Annotated in this window: 17 protein-coding genes and 1 tRNA gene; 7 read left to right on the top strand and 11 right to left on the bottom strand. The window is 55.6% G+C overall.

Going from position 1 to position 19,026, the window contains the following annotated elements; genetic code table 11:
- The first annotated feature begins 5 nt into the window (after positions 1 to 5).
- The 5 genes from ntrC (at position 6) to hflX (ending at position 7,281) form a co-directional block, all read left to right on the top strand.
- The gene (gene ntrC, locus AUC45_RS02350; protein ID WP_067597588.1) at positions 6 to 1,454 is read left to right on the top strand and encodes a nitrogen regulation protein NR(I); all 1,449 of its coding nucleotides are present in this window, start codon (positions 6 to 8) and stop codon (positions 1,452 to 1,454) included.
- 70 nt (positions 1,455 to 1,524) lie between these two features.
- Positions 1,525 to 3,783 (top strand): ATP-binding protein, encoded by a 2,259-nt coding sequence (locus AUC45_RS02345; RefSeq protein WP_067597585.1) that lies wholly within the window; start codon positions 1,525 to 1,527, stop codon positions 3,781 to 3,783.
- Between the two features lie 25 nt (positions 3,784 to 3,808).
- Entirely contained in the window at positions 3,809 to 5,197 is a 1,389-nt protein-coding gene (locus AUC45_RS02340) for a sigma-54 dependent transcriptional regulator (protein WP_067597582.1), read from the top strand.
- 174 nt (positions 5,198 to 5,371) lie between these two features.
- Positions 5,372 to 5,953: an RNA chaperone Hfq gene (gene hfq / locus AUC45_RS02335; RefSeq protein WP_067597579.1), complete on the top strand. Its 582-nt coding sequence runs from the start codon at positions 5,372 to 5,374 to the stop codon at positions 5,951 to 5,953.
- Between the two features lie 29 nt (positions 5,954 to 5,982).
- Complete coding sequence (gene hflX / locus AUC45_RS02330; protein WP_067598936.1) at positions 5,983 to 7,281, top strand: GTPase HflX; 1,299 nt, start codon at positions 5,983 to 5,985, stop codon at positions 7,279 to 7,281.
- Here the strand turns inward: hflX and mazG are convergent.
- From mazG to AUC45_RS02280, 10 genes are all read right to left on the bottom strand, one after another.
- Complete coding sequence (gene mazG, locus AUC45_RS02325; RefSeq protein ID WP_082700920.1) at positions 7,278 to 8,063, bottom strand: nucleoside triphosphate pyrophosphohydrolase; 786 nt, start codon at positions 8,061 to 8,063, stop codon at positions 7,278 to 7,280. The genes hflX and mazG overlap by 4 nt on opposite strands.
- 258 nt (positions 8,064 to 8,321) lie before the next feature.
- Positions 8,322 to 9,104 (bottom strand): MBL fold metallo-hydrolase, encoded by a 783-nt coding sequence (locus AUC45_RS02320; RefSeq protein WP_067597573.1) that lies wholly within the window; start codon positions 9,102 to 9,104, stop codon positions 8,322 to 8,324.
- Positions 9,101 to 9,877 carry a TatD family hydrolase gene (locus AUC45_RS02315; RefSeq protein ID WP_067597570.1) on the bottom strand — a complete coding sequence of 259 codons (777 nt, stop codon included), beginning with the start codon at positions 9,875 to 9,877 and terminating at the stop codon, positions 9,101 to 9,103. Before AUC45_RS02315 ends, AUC45_RS02320 begins: the two co-directional genes overlap by 4 nt.
- Entirely contained in the window at positions 9,877 to 11,451 is a 1,575-nt protein-coding gene (gene metG / locus AUC45_RS02310; RefSeq protein ID WP_067597567.1) for a methionine--tRNA ligase, read from the bottom strand. Before metG ends, AUC45_RS02315 begins: the two co-directional genes overlap by 1 nt.
- Positions 11,444 to 12,409, bottom strand: coding sequence for a DNA polymerase III subunit delta' (locus AUC45_RS02305; RefSeq protein WP_067597565.1), 966 nt, complete (start codon positions 12,407 to 12,409; stop codon positions 11,444 to 11,446). Before AUC45_RS02305 ends, metG begins: the two co-directional genes overlap by 8 nt.
- A complete protein-coding gene (gene tmk, locus AUC45_RS02300) occupies positions 12,406 to 13,059 on the bottom strand; it encodes a dTMP kinase (RefSeq protein ID WP_067597562.1) in 654 nt (217 codons plus the stop codon). Before tmk ends, AUC45_RS02305 begins: the two co-directional genes overlap by 4 nt.
- Positions 13,056 to 14,219, bottom strand: coding sequence for a D-alanyl-D-alanine carboxypeptidase family protein (locus tag AUC45_RS02295; protein ID WP_067597559.1), 1,164 nt, complete (start codon positions 14,217 to 14,219; stop codon positions 13,056 to 13,058). The genes tmk and AUC45_RS02295 overlap by 4 nt, the downstream gene beginning before the upstream one ends.
- Positions 14,220 to 14,286: 67 nt before the next feature.
- Positions 14,287 to 15,339 carry a lytic transglycosylase domain-containing protein gene (locus AUC45_RS02290; RefSeq protein ID WP_082700919.1) on the bottom strand — a complete coding sequence of 351 codons (1,053 nt, stop codon included), beginning with the start codon at positions 15,337 to 15,339 and terminating at the stop codon, positions 14,287 to 14,289.
- Positions 15,340 to 15,403: 64 nt separating this feature from the next.
- Positions 15,404 to 16,132, bottom strand: coding sequence for a sulfotransferase family protein (locus AUC45_RS02285; RefSeq protein WP_082700918.1), 729 nt, complete (start codon positions 16,130 to 16,132; stop codon positions 15,404 to 15,406).
- Positions 16,129 to 17,046: an aminotransferase class IV gene (locus AUC45_RS02280; protein WP_067597554.1), complete on the bottom strand. Its 918-nt coding sequence runs from the start codon at positions 17,044 to 17,046 to the stop codon at positions 16,129 to 16,131. Before AUC45_RS02280 ends, AUC45_RS02285 begins: the two co-directional genes overlap by 4 nt.
- A 69-nt stretch (positions 17,047 to 17,115) precedes the next feature.
- On the opposite strand from AUC45_RS02280, the gene AUC45_RS02275 reads away from it, so the two are divergent.
- Both AUC45_RS02275 and AUC45_RS02270 read left to right on the top strand, forming a co-directional pair.
- A tRNA-Ser gene (locus AUC45_RS02275) sits at positions 17,116 to 17,205 on the top strand.
- 17 nt (positions 17,206 to 17,222) lie between these two features.
- Positions 17,223 to 17,591: a hypothetical protein gene (locus AUC45_RS02270; protein ID WP_067597551.1), complete on the top strand. Its 369-nt coding sequence runs from the start codon at positions 17,223 to 17,225 to the stop codon at positions 17,589 to 17,591.
- Here the strand turns inward: AUC45_RS02270 and lpdA are convergent.
- The gene (gene lpdA / locus AUC45_RS02265; protein WP_067597548.1) at positions 17,588 to 19,003 is read right to left on the bottom strand and encodes a dihydrolipoyl dehydrogenase; all 1,416 of its coding nucleotides are present in this window, start codon (positions 19,001 to 19,003) and stop codon (positions 17,588 to 17,590) included. The two genes, AUC45_RS02270 and lpdA, sit on opposite strands and share 4 nt — an antisense overlap.
- Between the last annotated feature and the right edge of the window lie 23 nt (positions 19,004 to 19,026).

Below are 19,026 nucleotides of genomic sequence, written 5' to 3'. Positions count from 1 at the left end.
GCGCAATGATTGATCCTAAGGCAAAACCTTCAAGCGTGCTTCTTGTCGAGGACGATAACGCGATTGCGACTGTAATCATCGCGGCACTTGAGGATGAAGGGTTTGGTATCCAGCATTGCACGCGCATTTCAGAGCGTGATGCAGCTTTGTCATCAGTGCGCTTTGACGTGATGCTTACCGATGTGATGCTGGACGACGGGGATGGGCTTGCAAGCCTTGATACCGTTCACCGGGCTGCGCCTGATATGCCAGTGATAGTGCTATCGGCGCAAAACACTCTCGATACCGCGGTGCGTGCGAGTGAGCGCGAGGCGTACGAGTATTTCCCCAAGCCTTTCGATCTCGATCAGCTGGTGCAGACGGTTTGTCAGGCAGTCGGAAAACGCGGCGCAGCTCCCACTGTTCCGACAGAGCTTGGCGCGGAGGGAGACGGCTTGCCCCTCGTCGGGCGCAGTCAGGCGATGCAGACTGTCTACCGCATGATCACGCGGGTTTTGCGCAATGATCTCACCGTCCTCATCACTGGGGAAAGCGGTACGGGAAAAGAGCTGGTCGCAGAAGCGATTCATCAATTGGGCGACAGGCGCACTGGACCCTTCGTCGCGGTAAATACGGCTGCGATCCCTGCTGATCTCGTCGAGAGCGAGCTCTTCGGGCATGAGAAAGGCGCTTTTACCGGCGCCATCGCGCAGGCGATAGGAAAGTTTGAGCAGGCCAATGGTGGAACTCTGTTCCTCGACGAAATTGGCGATATGCCCGCTGATGCTCAAACGCGGCTTCTGCGTGCTCTGCAATCGGGCCGGATCAGGCGAGTGGGCGGACGTCAGGAGATCGCGGTTGATGTGCGCATCATTGCAGCCACCAATCGCGATCTAGCGCCAATGATAGCGTCCGGCGATTTTCGCGAAGACCTTTTCTACCGGCTCAATGTCGTCCCGATTGAGTTACCTCCGCTTCGCGACCGGCGCGAGGACATCCCGGAGCTCGCCCAACATTTCTTGCAAAAAGCGGCTGAAGAAGGATTGCCGAGAAGACTGCTCTCAGCAGAGGCGTTGCAGCAATTGGAAAACCGCAATTGGCGCGGAAACGTTCGCGAGCTTCGCAATGTCATCTTTCGGCTTGCCCTGATGGCGCGCGAGGAAACGATCGACGTTGCAAGTGTTGACGAAATCATCGGCGATGAAGCAGCGATTGGAGCTGGGGTAGCTCAAAAAGGCGAGAACGGTTTTGCGAGCGTGCTGGCGGATTGGCTTGAGAGTGAAACACCATCGCACGGGACGGTTTATCACAGCGCCTTGGCAGCATTTGAAAGACCACTGATCGAGTACGCGCTGGGCCAGACAAGCGGCAATCAGCTTCGTGCCGCTCAGTTGCTTGGCATCAATCGAAATACGTTGCGCAAACGCATCGTTGAACTTGATATTGTGCCTGATCGCTTCGCAAGACCGCTTTAGCGTGGTTTTTTGGCCTCAATTGCGTTTTCCACTTGCATGAAAGACACACCGGCGTTGTAACTGCGCCACGATGGATGCCGCGCCTGTGAACGCTGACAGTCTACCTATTCGCCGAACACCGCGTTGGTGGCGGCGTTTCGTCATTGCTTCGCGCAAGGCCAATTTCTTTGTCTGGCTTGAGATCGCATCCTTGATCGCATTGGTGGTGGCTGTCACCGCGACGTATCTCACATATTCGCGTGAACCTGATGCAGGGGAGTTGCTGCCAACACTGCAGGCCTCCTTGCTTTTAATCGCCACTCTTGTTCCGGCGATGGCAATCTTGGTCTTTGCCGGAAGACGGCTCGCAATGAGGCGGGCCGCAGGCAGCACGGCGCGCTTGCATGTGCGGCTAGTGTTCTTCTTTTCCATAGTTGCTGCGGTGCCGACTTTGCTTGTCGCCGGTTTTGCTGCGTTCCTGTTCCAGTCGGGTGTGGATTTCTGGTTCTCGGATGATTCCCGCGGATTGATGGAAAACGCAAACGAGCTTGCGCAAAGCTATTACGATGCGAACCAAGCTGATGTGCAAGATGAAACGATCGCTATGGCCAGCGATTTGCGGTTCTTCTTTTTCGAGCGCGGAGGACAATTGTCTGACGACAATTTCCCGGATTTCTACGCCTATCAGGCACAGCCACGGGAAATCACGGAAAGCGCAATTCTACAGAGGCTTCCCGACGGTAGCCTACGCACTGCAGCGATCATGAACCTGATGGATGACAATCGTTGGCTCGAGTTTAGCCAGAAAGCTCTGCCCAAGCTGGATGAAGGCCAATTCGTTGCTGTCGAGGGCAGTCCTGAAAGGATAGCTGCTCTCGCGCCGATTGATGCTGAGAGCGGCATATATCTTTATAATGCGCGCACGACCGAGGCGAGCCTGTTCAATTCCTGGGAACGGGCGCAAGCAATTTCATCATCTTATGAGTCGCTCACGGCTGACGCGCGAACTCTGCAGTTGCGGTTCAATATTGCGCTTTTCGCGGTCAGTCTGTTGCTTGTCGGATTAGCGGTTTGGTTTGCGCTTCGCTTTGCTGATCGACAAGTCGAGCCGCTTACTGATCTTGTCGGAGCGGCACGGAAAGTGGGGCAGGGTAATTTCGCTCTACGGGTTGAGGGGCGAACGGGAGCTGATGAAATTGGCCTGCTCAATCGCGCATTCAATCGGATGACAGCGCAGCTTGAAAAACAGACTGACGCGCTAGTCAGCGCTAATCGTCAGATCGATGATCGCCGCGCTTTCATGGAGGCTGTGCTCGAATCCGTTTCTGCCGGCGTGATCTCGGTTGATGGGGAAAGCCGTGTCATGCTGATGAATTCATCGGCGCAATCGCTGCTTTCAGATGAGAGCCTTTGCGAAGCGCAGCCCGATGAATTGGTCGGTCGACCTCTCAGCGAGCTTTCGCCTGAAATCTGCCAGATGCTCAACGAGGGCAAAGAGCGGCAAATCGTCAGCCACGCCCGCGGGAATGAGCTTTTGACTTTGGCTGTAAAAGCAGCACCAAGTTCAAGCGGTTATGTGATTACCTTTGAAGACATCACCCGCCAGCTTCTCGATCAAAGGCAGGCTGCGTGGTCTGACGTCGCCAGGCGTATCGCGCACGAAATCAAGAACCCGCTCACACCGATCCAGCTCGCCACCGAAAGGCTCAAACGCCGCTACCGCAAGCAGATCGAGCAGGACGAAGAGCTGTTTGATGAGCTCACCAGCACAATTGTTCGGCAAGTGGGTGACTTGCGCAAGATGGTCGATGAATTCTCATCCTTCGCGCGACTACCCAAGCCGGTTTTCCGACCAGAAGATCCCGTCGATCTCGTGAGACAAGCGGTGTTCCTACAGGAAGTCGCGCATTCAGACATCTCATTCGAAGTGGCCGTCAATCTAGCTGATCGCTCGAACATTCGCTGTGACCGACATCAGCTTGGCCAGGCGATGACAAATGTTCTGAAAAATGCGGTCGAGGCCGTGGAAGCCAAACGGCTTGAAGCAGGTGAGGGATTTGAGGGCACAATCAGCGTGGCCATCGCCAATTCCGGCGAAACGGATAGCGAGTTTTTGACCGTGTCGGTCTCAGACAACGGGATCGGCCTGCCCACGGATCGTGACCGGATTACCGAACCTTATGTCACGACTCGCGAGAAAGGCACCGGGCTTGGCCTCGCGATTGTGAACAAGATCGTCGACGAACATGGCGGCGATATGAGCTTTGCCACCGGCACGAGTGGCGGAACCATCGTGACACTGCGCTTTGCGCGCGACCCCGAACTTGCGCAGGCAGAGGCAGTCCTTTGAACAATAGTGAAACACGGAGCCATTGATGGCACTTGATATTCTGATTGTAGATGATGAACGTGACATTCGCGAGCTCGTCTCCGGCGTGCTCGGAGATGAAGGCTATGAATGCCGGACCGCTGCAGAAAGCAATGGCGCATTGGCTGCAATTGACGAGCGTCGGCCAAGTCTGGTCCTGCTAGATGTGTGGCTGCACGGCAGCGAGATGGATGGGCTGGAATTGCTCGATGCTATCAAGGTGCGCGAGCCCGATCTGCCAGTCATCATCTTTTCTGGTCACGGCAATATAGACACGGCTGTTTCCGCGATTGGACGCGGTGCGATGGATTTCATCGAAAAGCCATTTGAGGCGGAACACCTGCTGCTTCTCGTCGAACGCGCGACAGAAACTGAACGATTGCGTCGTGAAAACTCACGCCTCCGCGAAGGCGTGATTGATGGTGCTGAATTTACTGGGAATTCCTCAGCTATTAACGCTGTGCGCGCGACTCTGAAACGCGTTGCGAACACAGGCAGCCGGGTGATGATTTCAGGGCCCGCGGGCGCAGGAAAGGAAGTTGCTGCGAGGCTGCTCCATGCGTGGAGTGCGCGAGCTGACAAGGCTTTTGTTACGGTCAATTCGGCACGCATTACGCCTGAACGCTTCGAGCATGAGCTATTCGGCGAGGAAGCTGACGGCAAGCAGGTGCGTCCCGGTCTTTTGGAAATGGCTGACGGCGGTACGCTATATCTTGATGAAGTAGCTGACATGCCGCTTTCCACGCAGGCGCGCATCCTGCGTGTGCTGACTGAACAGAGTTTTGTGAGGGTAGGGGGCACCCGCCAGATCGGCGTGGATGTACGCGTCGTCTCCTCCACATCGCGTGATCTCACGCACGAAATGGAAGAAAAACGCTTTCGCGAAGATCTCTTCTATCGTCTAAATGTCGTTCCGGTCGCCATTCCCAGCCTCAGCCAACGACGCGATGACATTCCGTCGCTGGCTGAGCACTTCTTTACCCGGTATTCGACCAATCAGGGCATCTCACCGCCGGAAATTTCTGAAGAAGCCATGGCCGCGCTTCAGGCCTACGACTGGCCCGGCAATGTGCGCCAGCTGCGCAATGTCGTGGAGCGGACCATTATCATGACTCCTCGTGAACGTTTGACAGTGGTCGAAACCGATATGCTTCCAGCGGAAATAACCGGGGGACGCCTCGCGGCATCCGGGCAAGGCCTTTCAGCGATGATGGGCGTGCCTTTGCGCGAGGCGCGCGAGAGTTTTGAGCGCGAATACCTAACCATCCAGATCCGGCGGTTCTCTGGCAATATCTCAAAAACCGCGACTTTTATCGGAATGGAGCGCTCTGCCTTGCATCGCAAATTGAAGTTGCTGGGTATGGCGGACAGGCGCGAAAGCGCTCGCAAAGAGTAATTTGCCCGCTAATAAGCTGTAAAAACGCGCCAATCATGCTCGAATTCAATTCAAGGATTGCCCCGAGCAATTGTAAACGCCATTATAAGAGAGGGAGCTAGAAGCACTTGGACGCTTCAATCACCTGATTTGCGGACCGTAACGGCGGCCGCCAATAATATAGGAGCACAAATCATGTCGAGTGGGCGAACTCTCTCTCCGCGCCCGAGACCAGCAAGCGAGATTGCCGATCCGAGCCGGAACACAAGCGGTTCAGGACGCGGCAAAGTTGCTGGAAACTTGCAGGACGCTTTTTTGAACCTGCTGCGCAAGAACAAGATTCCAGTGACGATGTTCCTCGTCAAAGGTGTAAAGTTGCAGGGGATTGTCACTTGGTTTGACAATTTCTCTATCTTGCTGCGCCGCGATGGCCAATCGCAGCTTGTTTACAAGCACGCGATATCGACGATTATGCCGGGTAGCCCGGTCGATGCCGAACAATTCGAAAATCGAGGCGGAAATTCAAAACAGCGCCTGCTGCAGGATGTATTCCTGAGCCGGGTGAGCGAATCTGACGTGCAAGTCACGATGTTCCTTGTGAACGGAGTGATGTTGCAGGGCCGCATTGCTGCTTACGACCTTTTCTGCATGCTGCTTGAACGCGATGGCGCTGTGCAATTGGCGTACAAACACGCTGTGTCGACCATTCAGCCAGCAAGCCCTGTTGATCTCACCGATGACGAAAATCCTGAGATTGGCGAGTTGGACGAAGGCTAAAGCCGCTTTTGAGTTTCGATGATGACCTGATGGATGAGGTGACCCGCGGTGCGCGGGCCCTTGTCCTGTGCCCGGATATCCGAAGCGTTTCGTATGACCTCACTGCAAACGAGCGGCTTGAGGAGGCCAAGGGGCTTGCGCTTGCGATCGGCGTGGTGATTGCTCATTCGGAAATCTTCACTATTCGCCAAATGCAGCCCAACACGCTCTTTGGATCGGGTCAGGTTGAGCGCATCAAGACGGATTGCGAACTGCACGACGCCGAACTGGTAATTGTGGACGGCGCATTGACACCAATCCAGCAGCGCAATCTAGAAGAAAAGTTCAAGCGCAAAGTCATTGATCGAACAGGATTAATTCTAGAGATTTTCGGCGAGCGTGCAGCCACAGCTGAAGGCCGGCTGCAGGTTGAGCTAGCACATCTCGATTATCAGCAAAGCCGGCTTGTGCGCAGCTGGACACACTTGGAACGTCAGCGCGGTGGCTTTGGCTTCCTAGGTGGTCCAGGTGAAACCCAAATTGAGGCTGACCGGCGAATGATCCGTCAGCGGATGGGCCGTTTGCGGCGTGAATTGGAACAGGTGCGAAAGACGCGCGCACTCCACAGGGAGCGACGGGGAAGGGCGCCCTGGCCGGTGATAGCGCTGGTCGGTTATACCAATGCTGGCAAATCTACGCTTTTCAATCGTTTGACCGGCTCTAACGTCATGGCCGAGGACATGTTGTTCGCCACGCTCGACCCAACGATGCGCGCGATCAGCTTGCTAGGCGTGGAAAAGGCAATCCTTTCAGACACGGTTGGTTTTATCTCCGACCTGCCGACACAATTGGTCGCCGCATTCCGCGCGACACTGGAAGAAGTCACTGGCGCAGACATCATTTGCCACGTGCGCGACATGGCCGGAGAGGCCCATGCGGCTCAAAAAAAACAGGTGCTGGAAGTCTTGAGTGATCTCGATGTCGTCGACAGCGAGACGGGGCAAAGCGACATCCCTATTCTGGAAGTCTGGAACAAGGCCGATTTGCTTGATAAAGATCGCCTCGCCGAATTGCAGGATGCAGCCGATAGCACCGACGCTGTTTTGATTTCCGCATCCACAGGCGCAGGAATAGATGCTTTTGCTGACCGGGTCGCTGAGATGCTCACGGCAGCAGCGCGAGAGATTACTGTTACCATCCCCGTGAGCGATGGCAGGAGGATTGCTTGGCTACATGCACACGGTGATGTGCGCAGCGAGCGCGATGCAGGGGAAGGGGAGAAAGGGCCGGAACGTGAGTTGACCGTGCGGCTCAACCCAAAAGAATTGGGGCAGTTTGAGGCGCTCTAAGAGGTTTTTGGGCCCTTCTCGGCAACCTTTACAGCCTGCCAAAGCTCTTCCTGCTCATCCAGATCTAAGTCAGCAAAACGGCCATTGCCAAGTTCTTCCATATGCCGAAATCGGCGTTCGAACTTTGAATTTGCGGCGCGCAGGGCTTCCTCTGCCTCAATCCCATGCGCACGGATGAAATTGACGACAGCAAACAGCAAATCGCCAGCCTCTTCCGTTTTGTCGGATTGTGAGGTCGCAGCCTTAAGCTCTTCTACCTCTTCGCTGATCTTTGCCTCCGAGCCGGTCGGGTCAGGCCAATCAAATCCGGTTCGGGCCGCGCGTTTTTGCAACTTTTGCGCGCGCATCAGCGCAGGCAAAGCAATGGCCACACCGTCCAACGCACTTTCCAATCCTTTTTGCGTGCGTTCAGCCGCTTTAAGAGCTTCCCACCTGGTTTGCTCCATCGTCCCGGTTTCAGAACCAAAGATATGTGGGTGACGCGCTTCCATCTTCTCTGAAATGCTTGTCGCAACATCATCAAAGGTAAAGGCAGACTGTTCCTCCGCCATGCGCGCGTGGAAGACAACTTGGAGCAGGAGATCGCCGAGTTCGTCTTTCAACTCATTCAGGTCGTCGCGCTCAATGGCATCAGCGACCTCATATGCTTCTTCAATTGTGTATGGCGCGATCGTCTCGAAAGTCTGCGCGGTGTCCCATTCGCATCCCGTCTGCGGATCGCGTAGGCGGGCCATTATGGCCAGTAAGCGGTCGATAGGTCGCTGGCTTTTGGAGAGGGTCACAACAGCAGGTTCCTCAGAAGGGATAGCAGATCAGTAAGGTTGATAATATATATTATGTTAAGTTATTGGATCCGGTGAGTAAGCGTTATAGCCCTAACCCAAGCAGTCTTACGATTAGAAAGCCGCCCGTAAATATGCATGCCCAGATCAAAATCATCTGAAGGGTCTTTCCCCAGCTTAAACGGAAGGACGCGAAAGCGCTGCCGGCTAACAAAAGCCAGCCAAGCATTGCGATGATCGATACGATTGCCAGATCATTCACGCGTCCATCTCCAGTCCATCATATCCGACGATCACATGATCGGGAGTTTCGGCCTCCAATGTGCCGTAATCCATACTTTTGTCCAAGTGACTGAGTACAAGTCGCTTTGCTTTGCAGCGTGCTGCCAAGTCCATGGCCAGTTCAAGATTGGCGTGCGTAGGATGCGGTTTTCGGCGCAGACAATCGCTCACGAGAATGTCGACGCTATCGAAGCAATCGAGCATGTCTTCGGTGATGGCACTGTAGTCTGTCGCATAGGCGATTGATTTGCCATCAGCTTCGAACCGGAAGCCGGTGGTTTCTCCGGGACCATGCGGCATCTGGCAATGCTCAACGCCAAATCCAGCAACGATCTTCAATCGATCCAGGGTATCGAGTGACGCAATAGTTGGATAACCATCCTGACCGGCAAAGACATAACCGAAGCGCTGGCGAAGTCTTCTTGCAGTTTCGGTCGCCGCATAGCCCGGAATTGGTCCGCCGCGTCCGTATCTCAGCACGCGCAGATCATCGATGCCATGGCAGTGATCTGCGTGATCGTGAGTCCAAAATACGCAGTCTATCCTATTGATTTTGTTTGCAAGAAGCTGCGCTCGGCAATCGGATGATGTATCGACTAGCACGCGTGAGCCCTCATCGCTTTCAACGAGGATGGAGACACGCGTGCGTCGATTACGCGGCTCGTTCGGGTCGCAATCGCCCCAATCGCCTGTGCCGTCTTCGCCTCCGACCCTGGGTACGCCTGTTGACGTGCCCGAGCCCAGCATAATGAACTTCACAGCGCCGCCTTGCTGAACAGATTGGTAAAATTGCGTGTGGTCACGTCGGCGATCTGCTCCGGAGTTGTCTCGCGCAGACCGGCAACAAATCGCGCCGTGTCAGCTACAAATGCTGGTTCGCATGGGCGCCCGCGATGCGGCACCGGGGCGAGAAATGGGCTGTCTGTTTCGACCAGCAATCTCTCCTCAGGAACACTCTTCGCAACCTCTTGCAGTTCCTTGGCATTCTTGAATGTTACAATGCCAGAAAGAGAGATGGTTAGCCCAAGATCGAGCACTTTGCGCCCAAAGTCAGTCGAAGCCGTGAAGCAGTGAATGAGAGCAGGGAAGGCCCCCTTCCCCATTTCTTCTTCAAGGATCTGGAATGTGTCGTCTTCCGCATCGCGCGTGTGAATGATGAGCGGCAGGCCCGTTTCGCGCGCCACACCTATGTGCATCCGGAAGAGGTTCGCCTGAGTCTTGCGATCGGAATTGTCGTAGTAATAATCAAGACCCGTCTCGCCGATTGCGATGACACGCTTGTTCTCGGTCGCCTCGAGCAGGACACTGCGCCCCAGATCAGCATGACCGTCCGCCTCGTGGGGGTGGATGCCTACGCTGGCATACACATCCGGCTCGCGGTTTGCTGTGGCGACGACCTGATCCCATTCGGCCTGCTTGGTAGAGATATTGAGGAATGCCCCAACCCCGGCATCGCGAGCACGCGACAACACGCCGCTCTGATCCTCGACCAAACCCTTATACTCAAGGTGGCAGTGGCTATCGACAAGCATCAAGCGTCCTCGTTCGCCGGCAATTCGAGGCGCGGGAAAAGCGGTGTGGGTTTGTCGAGACGGAAATTGCTTTCGGCGAGCGGCGAATACCAATGGCTACGAATACCATCATATGTGCGCAATTTGGGGTTAATTCCCATAGCTTCAAGCAGCTTGTCAGCGCTGGCAGGGATAACAGGAGAAATCGCGACACCTAGCTGCGCAATGCAAATATAGAGCGTCGCAAGGACTGTCTGCATACGCTCGGGATCGGTTTTGCGCAGCGCCCAAGGCGCTTCGGCATCTATATAGGAATTGCAGGCAAACACGGCCTTTAGCCACGCTTCGACACCCTGTTGCAGAGCAAGGTTCTCGAAATGCTGCGGAATTTCTCGGGTGATCGCCTGGTCAACAGCCTCGAATAGCGAGTTATCGCTATCTGTATGTCCAAAAATCTGAGGCAGCGATCCATCCAGGTTCTTGGCAATAAAGCCAAGCGTTCGTTGAGCCAGATTACCAAACGCGTTGCCCAATTCGCCGTTTGCGCGCTCAACAATCGCTTCGGGCGAATAGCTGCCATCTTTGCCGAAAGCGACTTCGCGCATGAGGAAGTACCGCAAAGCGTCCACGCCGAATTGATCGGCCAAATCCTGGGGATCGACCACATTGCCAGCGCTTTTGCTCATCTTCTCCCCACCGCGAGCGAGAAGGAAACCGTGGCCGAACACCTTCTTGGGCAGCGGCAAATCAGCGCTCATCAGAAATGCCGGCCAATAGATCGTATGAAAGCGGACGATATCCTTGCCGATCAGATGAAGATCAGCGGGCCAAAACTTGGCGTAATTCTCGGTCTCGTCAGGAAATCCTAGACCCGTGAGGTAATTCGTCAGCGCATCAACCCAAACGTACATCACGTGGTTGTCGCTGCCAGGGACCTTCACGCCCCAGTCAAAGCTTGTGCGGCTGACGGAGAGATCTTTGAGCCCCTGTTCGACGAAAGCGATCATCTCATTGCGGCGACTGGCGGGCTCCAGAAACCCGTCGCTTCGCAGCAAATCCAAAAGTGGCTTTTCGTATTTGGAAAGTCGGAAGAACCAGCTTTCTTCAACTGTCCATTCGACCGGCGTTTGCTGCGGGGAGAGCTTCTCCCCGCCCTCGCCTTCGATGAGTTCACTCTCATCATAATACGCTTCGTCGCGGACCGAATACCACCCTTCATAGCGGTCCAAATAAAGATCCCCCGCTGCCGCCATCCGTTCCCAGATTGATTGGCTTGCGCGGTGATGATCTTCTTCGACCGTACGGATAAAGCGATCATGGCTGATATTGAGCGCGGCGCACATTTCCTGGAAATAGCCCGCCATCTCATCCGCTAAATCGCGCGGAGTGCGGCCCTGCTCTTCTGCTTTGCGTGCCATTTTGAGGCCATGTTCGTCAGTGCCGGTTTGGAAGCGTACGTCGCGACCTTGCAAGCGCTGGAAGCGAGCAATCACGTCCGCTGCAATCGCCTCGTAAGCATGGCCAATGTGCGGGCGGCCATTTGGATAACTGATCGCTGTTGTGATGTAATAAGGGGTATTTTGGGTGTCAGCCATGGGCGTGCTCGCTAGCTGGGGCGGCCGCGCTAAGCAAGGTGCCGATTTCCATTGTCAAAAGGCCGGTATCGTAATTGTAGCTGGGTGCTTCGGCGGCGAGTTTGACGAGTGCTGTGTGCGTTTCGATGAGCTTGGCGCGGTGAGAAGCTGATTGTGTGCTGCGAGCCTTGTGGGCGGTGATCGCTTGAGCAAGCTCCAAAGTCGCTGAAATCCTGTCCCTATCAGCGCGCGGGCAGATGGCTCTCGAAAGATCTGCTCGGACTGTCAGCATAGGATCGCCTTTGGTGATAAGCCCGTCAATCAGCATCGCGAGCTTGCCCAGATCCTGTTCCACAAATCGCAAGGCTGCGCCGTAAGAACCTTCGGCAGCGGCAATTGCGGCGTCGATCGAACCAGTGTCCCCTGCCCCACTTTCTTCCAGCATACCCCGCAAATTGCTTTCGCTGATGATCGGGAAGCGCACTATGCGGCAACGCGATCTGATGGTGGGAAGCAAGCGTGATGGGCGATGGGTGACTAGCAGGAAGAAGGTGCCTTGCGGGGGTTCCTCTAGGCTTTTGAGCAGAGCATTCGAGGCGTTGCGCTCCATATCATCGGCCGGATTGATGATGATGGCGCGTCGCGTGCCCAAAGTAGGCCTTGTCGTAAGCCGGCGCTGCATTTGGCGGACCTGATCCACCCTGATGGAGCGCGCGCGTTCAAACGGTTTGCCGTCGGCTTGGGCTCGCGCTTCTTTATCATTCTTCGCGCCATAAGTGAGCACGACGATATCCGGGTGATCACCTACAGGTTGAGGGATGCCGGACTCCGCGACCAACTCGCGCGCCGCTGCCAGCGCAAAGTCCATTTTGCCAAGGCCGCTTTTCCCGGCGAGGATCCATCCATGATGCATCCGCGCTCCCGATAGCGCTTGCCGCCATTCGCGCCATGCAGCCGAATGATTGGGCCAATCGGTCATTTTGGTGCTCTTTCAAGCAGCGGCGCGAGCGCGTCCATCACCGCTGCATGGACGGTTTCAGGATCGCTGCCAGCGTCAATGATGGCAAACCCTTGCGGATCTGCCCTCGCCTGATCAAGAAATGCCTGAGCGACCGCCGCATGGTATCTAGCGCTCCGCCCGCCAATGGCATCGCTCGTATTACCGTCGCGCTCGGCGAGGCGTTTGTCGGCTTCGGTCGCGTCAAGGGTCAAAAGGATCGTCAGATCGGGCCGCAGCCCGCCGCTGCCAAAGGCATGCAGGGCCTGAATGGCGTCATCGCCAAGGCCCCCTGCTCCGCCTTGATAGGCTCTACTGGAATCGACAAAGCGATCCGAAATGACCCACGAGCCTGCACGTGTCAGGGGCTCAATACGCCGCGCGACGTGATCGGCACGAGCAGCGGCGAATAGCAGAGCCTCTGCTTGTGCGCCCCACCCCTCCCCCGGTGGATTGAGCAACAATTCTCTGATTGCTTCAGCTCCGGGTGTTCCCCCCGGCTCTCGGGTAAGATCGCTCGCTATTCCGCGCTCTTTCAAAGCAGCAACCAGCAATTTAGCCTGAGTGGATTTTCCCGCTCCTTCACCTCCTTCAAAGGCGATGAAGCGACCCTTGGGCGTGTCACCGCTCATGAAAACCAGCCCAAGATACCATTATAGATACGGGCGAAAAATCCGGCCTTCTGCACATCAGATCCGGCAAGCAGCGGCACGCGGGCGATATCCATTCCGGGCACGGATATTTCCATCATCGCGACCTTCTGCCCCTCGCTGATAGGCGCGCGAAGAGGACCATCGTAAATGATCCTGACTTCGGGCTGCGGCCGAGCGGCTTTGCCAGACTGTGCAGGTATGTTCACAAACACAGGCCGATCTGTGACGAGATTGAGGCTTGAATGCGATCCATTTTGAACTCGCGCCTCAGCAACGATTTCACCGATCCCAAAAACACGCTGGCAATCGAATGCGGCAAAACCCCATTCCATGTATTTTCGCGCCATTTGCGCCCTAGATCCATTGCTTCGCGCTCCTGCAATCACAAGCACCAGTCTTTGGCCATTGCGCTTGGCTGTGCCCAAAAACCCAAAGCCCGCCTCATTGGTGAATCCAGTCTTGATACCGTCAGCCCCTTCAATGCGTCCGATCAGAGGGTCATAATTCGACTGAGTGATGCCGTTATATGTAAATCCGGGTTTGCCCATATACGCGCCAAATTTTGCAGGATGCCTCGTTACCAGCGCGCGTGCGAGCTTCACCAGATCACTTGCTGTGGTGAAAGTCGCTCCGCCATCGGGCCAACCATTGGGCGTTCCAAAGTGACTGTCGGTCATCTCCAACTCGTGGGCCTTGGCTGTCATCGCTTCGGTCCATGCCTCAACCGATCCCGAGTGCTCAGTTGCCAGAATGATTGAGGCATCATTGGCAGAGACATTGGCGATGGCTGTCAGCATGTCGGCAAGTCGTAGCCGATCGCCGCCTTCGACAAACATTGTGGAACCCTTCCCGCTCCATTCCTTGGCAATTTCGGGGGATACGGTCATGATTTGTGCTGGATCAAGCCTTCCCTCTTCGATCAATTCGAAGGCGAGAAACATCGTCATCACTTTGGTGATTGATGCTGGCACAAACCGTGTTTTCGCATTGCGTTCGTGGAGAACTTGGCCACTCGAAATATCGACCAGCATAGCGATCGGTGCACCTTCGGCAGGCGGAATGCCGTCGGCTATCGCATCGCGCGCATAAGCAGGCAGGGCGAGGCTGGCAGCGATTGCCACGATCCACAGCTTTAGCATAGTCCGAAACCCAAACACTTTTGGGCCATAGCGGCGCGCTTGCCGCTTTGCGAGAGCACTTGCGGTCTTAGTTCACGATTGCATCAGCCAAAAGACCGACGCTCATCGCGTAATAGTTGGAGCAATTATATTCGAGGATGACGCGATAATTGCCTGTCAGCAGCCATGCAGGCTTACCAGGTCCATCAGGCTGAAACAGCGAAACCAGTGTATTATCCGGCAGATAACGCAGCGGGGCCACACCCAATTCTCGCCATTCAGCGACCGTTTTCCATTGGCTGTGGCGCTCGTGAACGCGGGGGCAGACGGCAGCTTTCAACTTGGTCTTGTAAGCATCAACGTTAAAGCCATTAGGCACGCTGGCGCGCACTCCCCATGGCTGACCGGTGCGCCAACCAGCATCGCGGAAATAGTTGGCAATTGAAGCGAACGTGTCCGCGCGATTGTTAAAAATGTTGGCGCGCCCGTCACCGTCGCCATCTGCGGCAAGCCGCAAATATACAGAAGGCAAGAATTGAGGATTGCCAAACGCACCCGCATAACTGCCGATCAACTGATCGCGAGAATACCCCTTTTCCGCGACCTTCATCAACGCGACCCATTCGCCCGCGAACAATTCGCGGCGGCGCCCTTCCCATGCAAGTGTTGCAAGACTGCGGGATAGGTCGAAATTGCCACGGATTCGCCCATAGCTCGTCTCATGGCCGAAGATTGCGACGATGATTTCTGCCGGAACGCCGTAATCGGCTTCGACTCGGCTTAAGGTGCTGCGATTGTTACGATAAACGCTCTGGCCACCTGCTATGCGAGTCGAGTTCACGTGAGTGCGGATATAGGGCGCTAGATCAGGATACCCACGCCGGGTCGGTGTTCCCGGTTGCCCTTGATCCAGGCGGATGACACGGGCGTTGGGCGTTAAACCTGACGTCATGCGAGCCAGCGTGTTCTCGCTCACCCCTTCTGCCCGAGCGCGCGCTTTGAGCAGCTGCATGTAGGCGTCAAATTCAATACCATCGCGCGCCTGAACTTGAGCATTGGCGGGCTGTGGCGTCGTGAATTGCGCGATTCCAAGAACCGCGGCGAAAAGAAATGCGAACGAAAAACGGGATTTGGTGAGCATTCAGGCACTCTTTCCGAAGCGATATGTATGGCAGCTTAGCGAAGCGACTATCGCGACGCCGATATCACGCCGCAATCGCATATTGTGCCATAAAGTCATAGTCATCCCGGCAGGCATCAACGGTTTTCTGGTATTCGCCATCCAGCTTCGGCAAACCGCCTCTAGGCGGGCCGAATCCAGTTGAAGCGTTGACCTTATCGTACCAATGCGCGGCCCATACGCCGTCTTCCGGATGCGGGCCCTTTTCCCACTGCAGCATAGCTGAATCCCAAGCAATGCCGAGAGAGCCGCACAGCTTCTCAAGTACGCCCGCTGGATTAGCGAGGATGGCATCGGAATCGATCACGGGCGGCGCCTTGCCAGTCCGCTCGGCCTCAGATTCGAAGTATTCACGCACTTGCGCAAAGCCCAGCATTTCAGGGGCCCGAAGCTCATTCTTTGCCTTGTAGCTTGCGACGACGCGTTCCGGCGCGCGAATAAGAAAGGCATGCGTGTGATCAGGCATCTGCTCAATGCCGACATCGCCTATCATGTGGTGCGGCATATGCTTTTGATACCAGATAGGCTTGCTGCCGGGTGCGCTGCCAGATTGTGTCGCGAGCACACTCTTCCAATCGCAATCCATGCTCTCAGTAGTCTCGGCAGCCAGCGGGTGCGGCTCACCGCTCGCTTTCAGGAATGCGCCGTAGAATGGTTCATCACTCACCGCGCAATCCGTCCTCGCGCCGAAGCTGCGCATCATCGCGGTCGAGATATTTCGCGGACCGGACCACATCGCAATTCTCACGGTCACGCGGCAACATCCCGGTCCATCAACTCGCGATAAAGACCCTGAAGCCGCTCCACCATCGGTCCGCGCTCTGACGTGAGTTTGCGCCCGTCCACTTCGGTCACTGGAACGACCCCCGCAAAAGTACCCGTCACAAACGCTTCATCCGCACCATAGACATCTGTGAGAGAGAAGTTCTTTTCGAAGACTGGGATCCCGGCTTCGCGGCAGACCTGAATGACATTGGATCGGGTTATTCCTCCAAGGCAATAATCGCCGCTTGAAGTCCAGACTTCTCTCTTCCTGGCAATAAAGAAGTGCGTCGAATTGCAAGTAGCGACAAAGCCATGCGGGTCCAGCATCAGCGCCTCATCCGCCCCCGCCTGCGTCGCCTGAATACATGCGGTGATGCAATTCAATTTGGAGTGCGAATTGAGTTTCTGATCCTGCACCGCTGGATCACCTCTGCGAACATGGACGGTAAACAACCGGATGCCGGTCTCGATCGTGGAAGGCAGGGGCGCCTTGTATTCGGGCACAATCACGATTGTCGCGGGGCTGATCACAACGCGAGGATCCTGATATGGGGTTGATCGAATTCCGCGCGTTACCATCAACCTGATGTGCACGCCTTCCGCATTGCGCATGTCGTTGCCATCAATCGTCGCATCGATGCGCCCAACCAATTCTTCCCGAGTGAGGCCAATATCCATCGCGATGGCTTTGGCCCCTTCATAAAGGCGGTCCATATGCGCATTAAGAAATGCGATATGCCCGCGATGGAGGCGTAATCCCTCCCAGACGCCATCCCCAAGCATGAAGCCGCTGTCGAATACAGAAACAGTTGCCTCCGCGCGCGGTACCAATGTCCCGTTCACACTGATCAAAATGCTTTCATTGCGGGCGTCTGGTGCGAAATCGTGTGTGCCTTTTGCCATTTTTTGAGCCTAACGCCTCATCCGATAGTGACAAGCGCTGCGCACACGGCTAGCGAGCCGATTGACTGCGGACAGTTGGCAGAGTGGTTGAATGCACCGGTCTTGAAAACCGGCAAGGGTGCAAGCCCTTCCAGGGTTCGAATCCCTGACTGTCCGCCACTTTTTCAAGGACCAACATGGGCAAGAAGGTCATTCTGATGGGGCTGCATCCCGATGTGGTCGACTGGGACAAATGGCCAGATCTCTCACCGGAAAAGCTGATCGAAGGCACGAAGGCGACGAAGAAAGCGCTTGAGGCCGAAGGGTTTGACCTCACTATCGGCTTTATCAAGACAGGCGATGAGGGCGCGGCTGAGGCCAAAGAAATGCTCATCGAAAGCAGCTACGATGTTGTCTTGATCGGCGCTGGTGTTCGCAAGGATGATGATCAGTTCATTCTCTTCGAGAAACTTTTGAACCTCATCCATGAGCATGCGCCCAGCGCACGAATCGCTTTCAATTCGACCCCAAGTGACACCATTGAGGCGGTCAAACGCTGGATCTAGTAATGCAGCGCCCGGCCATACGCATCGAGCACACTTTCATGCATCATTTCAGATAGCGTGGGGTGCGGGAAAACCGTCTGCATCAGTTCTTCTTCGGTTGTCTCAAGTGTCTTTCCGACAGTGTATCCCTGGATGAGCTCGGTGACTTCAGCGCCAACCATGTGCGCGCCCAGTAATTCGCCAGTCGCTGCATCAAAGACGGTTTTGATAAAGCCTTCCGCCTCTCCCAGGGCGATTGCCTTACCGTTCCCGATGAACGGGAAATTGCCCACTTTCACTTCGTAACCCGCCTCTTTTGCAGCCGCTTCCGTCATCCCGACGCTAGCGACTTGCGGATGACAGTACGTACAGCCAGGTATCGCGTTTCGATCCAGCGGATGCGGGTGGACATCATTGTTGCCGAGTTCTTGAGCGATGGCTTCTGCACAGGTTACGCCCTCATGGCTCGCTTTATGCGCAAGCCACGGTCCGGGGGTGCAATCGCCAATGGCCCACAGGCCTTTGGTCTTCGTTCGGCCATAGGGATCGATCTGGATGAAGCCGCGATCCATCTCGGCAAGCGTATCGATACCGATGTTCTCGGTGTTCGGCTGAATGCCAATGGCAGTGATGACATGGCTGAATTCAGTCGTTTCGACCTTGCCTTTGGCATCCTTGATCGTGGCTTTGACGCCCGACCTGCCCACGTCGAGGCCTTCGACACCAGCGCCAGTCATGATTGTAATGCCCTGCTTCTTCAGGCTTTTTTCAAGGAAGGTCGAGACGTCTACATCCTCGACAGGGACAATCCGATCGAGCATCTCTACGACTGTAACGTCAACGCCCATATCGTTGTAAAAGCTCGCAAACTCGATCCCGATAGCGCCCGAACCAATCACAAGAAGCTTGCTCGGCATTTCAGGCGGGACCATTGCATGGCGATAGGTCCACACGCGCTTTCCATCGGCAGGCGCAAACGGTAGATCGCGTGCGCGCGCACCCGTTGCGACAACAACGTGTTTGGCGGAAAGCTTTTCCGTACCTTTGTCCGAAGTCACCTCAAGAGAGGTCGCGCCCGTCAGCTTGCCCTCACCCATATGTACGGTGATTTTGTTCTTCTTCATCAGGTGCCCGACACCCTGATTCAGCTGTTTGGCAACCCCGCGGGAGCGCTTTACGATCGCATCAAGATCCGCCTCAATGCTGCCCGCTACTTTCAATCCATAATTGGCCGCGTGATCCATGTAATGCTTGATCTCAGCCGAACGCAGCATGGCCTTTGTCGGAATACAGCCCCAGTTGAGGCAGATACCGCCCAAGTTCTCGCGCTCTACGATTGCCGTTTTAAGGCCCAGTTGCGCGCAGCGGATCGCTGCAACATATCCACCAGGCCCAGAGCCGAGCACGACTACATCATATTGATTATCTGACATTTTCTAAATCCTTGGGGAGGGAA

Origin of the sequence: Erythrobacter sp. YT30 (assembly GCF_001542875.1) — a bacterium.
In the GTDB taxonomy this organism is placed as follows: Bacteria; Pseudomonadota; Alphaproteobacteria; order Sphingomonadales; family Sphingomonadaceae; genus Erythrobacter.
This window is presented reverse-complemented; position numbering and strand designations above follow the sequence as displayed.

What these genes read in the sequence shown, in the direction of transcription:
- ntrC (WP_067597588.1), top strand. Translation starts at nt 6, where the DNA reads ATGATTGATCCTAAGGCAAAACCTTCAAGCGTGCTTCTTGTCGAGGAC.
- AUC45_RS02345 (WP_067597585.1), top strand. Translation starts at nt 1,525, where the DNA reads ATGGATGCCGCGCCTGTGAACGCTGACAGTCTACCTATTCGCCGAACA.
- AUC45_RS02340 (WP_067597582.1), top strand. Translation starts at nt 3,809, where the DNA reads ATGGCACTTGATATTCTGATTGTAGATGATGAACGTGACATTCGCGAG.
- hfq (WP_067597579.1), top strand. Translation starts at nt 5,372, where the DNA reads ATGTCGAGTGGGCGAACTCTCTCTCCGCGCCCGAGACCAGCAAGCGAG.
- hflX (WP_067598936.1), top strand. Translation starts at nt 5,983, where the DNA reads ATGGATGAGGTGACCCGCGGTGCGCGGGCCCTTGTCCTGTGCCCGGAT.
- AUC45_RS02315 (WP_067597570.1), bottom strand. Translation starts at nt 9,877, where the DNA reads ATGCTTGTCGATAGCCACTGCCACCTTGAGTATAAGGGTTTGGTCGAG.
- metG (WP_067597567.1), bottom strand. Translation starts at nt 11,451, where the DNA reads ATGGCTGACACCCAAAATACCCCTTATTACATCACAACAGCGATCAGT.
- AUC45_RS02305 (WP_067597565.1), bottom strand. Translation starts at nt 12,409, where the DNA reads ATGACCGATTGGCCCAATCATTCGGCTGCATGGCGCGAATGGCGGCAA.
- tmk (WP_067597562.1), bottom strand. Translation starts at nt 13,059, where the DNA reads ATGAGCGGTGACACGCCCAAGGGTCGCTTCATCGCCTTTGAAGGAGGT.
- AUC45_RS02295 (WP_067597559.1), bottom strand. Translation starts at nt 14,219, where the DNA reads ATGCTAAAGCTGTGGATCGTGGCAATCGCTGCCAGCCTCGCCCTGCCT.
- AUC45_RS02290 (WP_082700919.1), bottom strand. Translation starts at nt 15,339, where the DNA reads ATGCTCACCAAATCCCGTTTTTCGTTCGCATTTCTTTTCGCCGCGGTT.
- AUC45_RS02280 (WP_067597554.1), bottom strand. Translation starts at nt 17,046, where the DNA reads ATGGCAAAAGGCACACACGATTTCGCACCAGACGCCCGCAATGAAAGC.
- AUC45_RS02270 (WP_067597551.1), top strand. Translation starts at nt 17,223, where the DNA reads ATGGGCAAGAAGGTCATTCTGATGGGGCTGCATCCCGATGTGGTCGAC.
- lpdA (WP_067597548.1), bottom strand. Translation starts at nt 19,003, where the DNA reads ATGTCAGATAATCAATATGATGTAGTCGTGCTCGGCTCTGGGCCTGGT.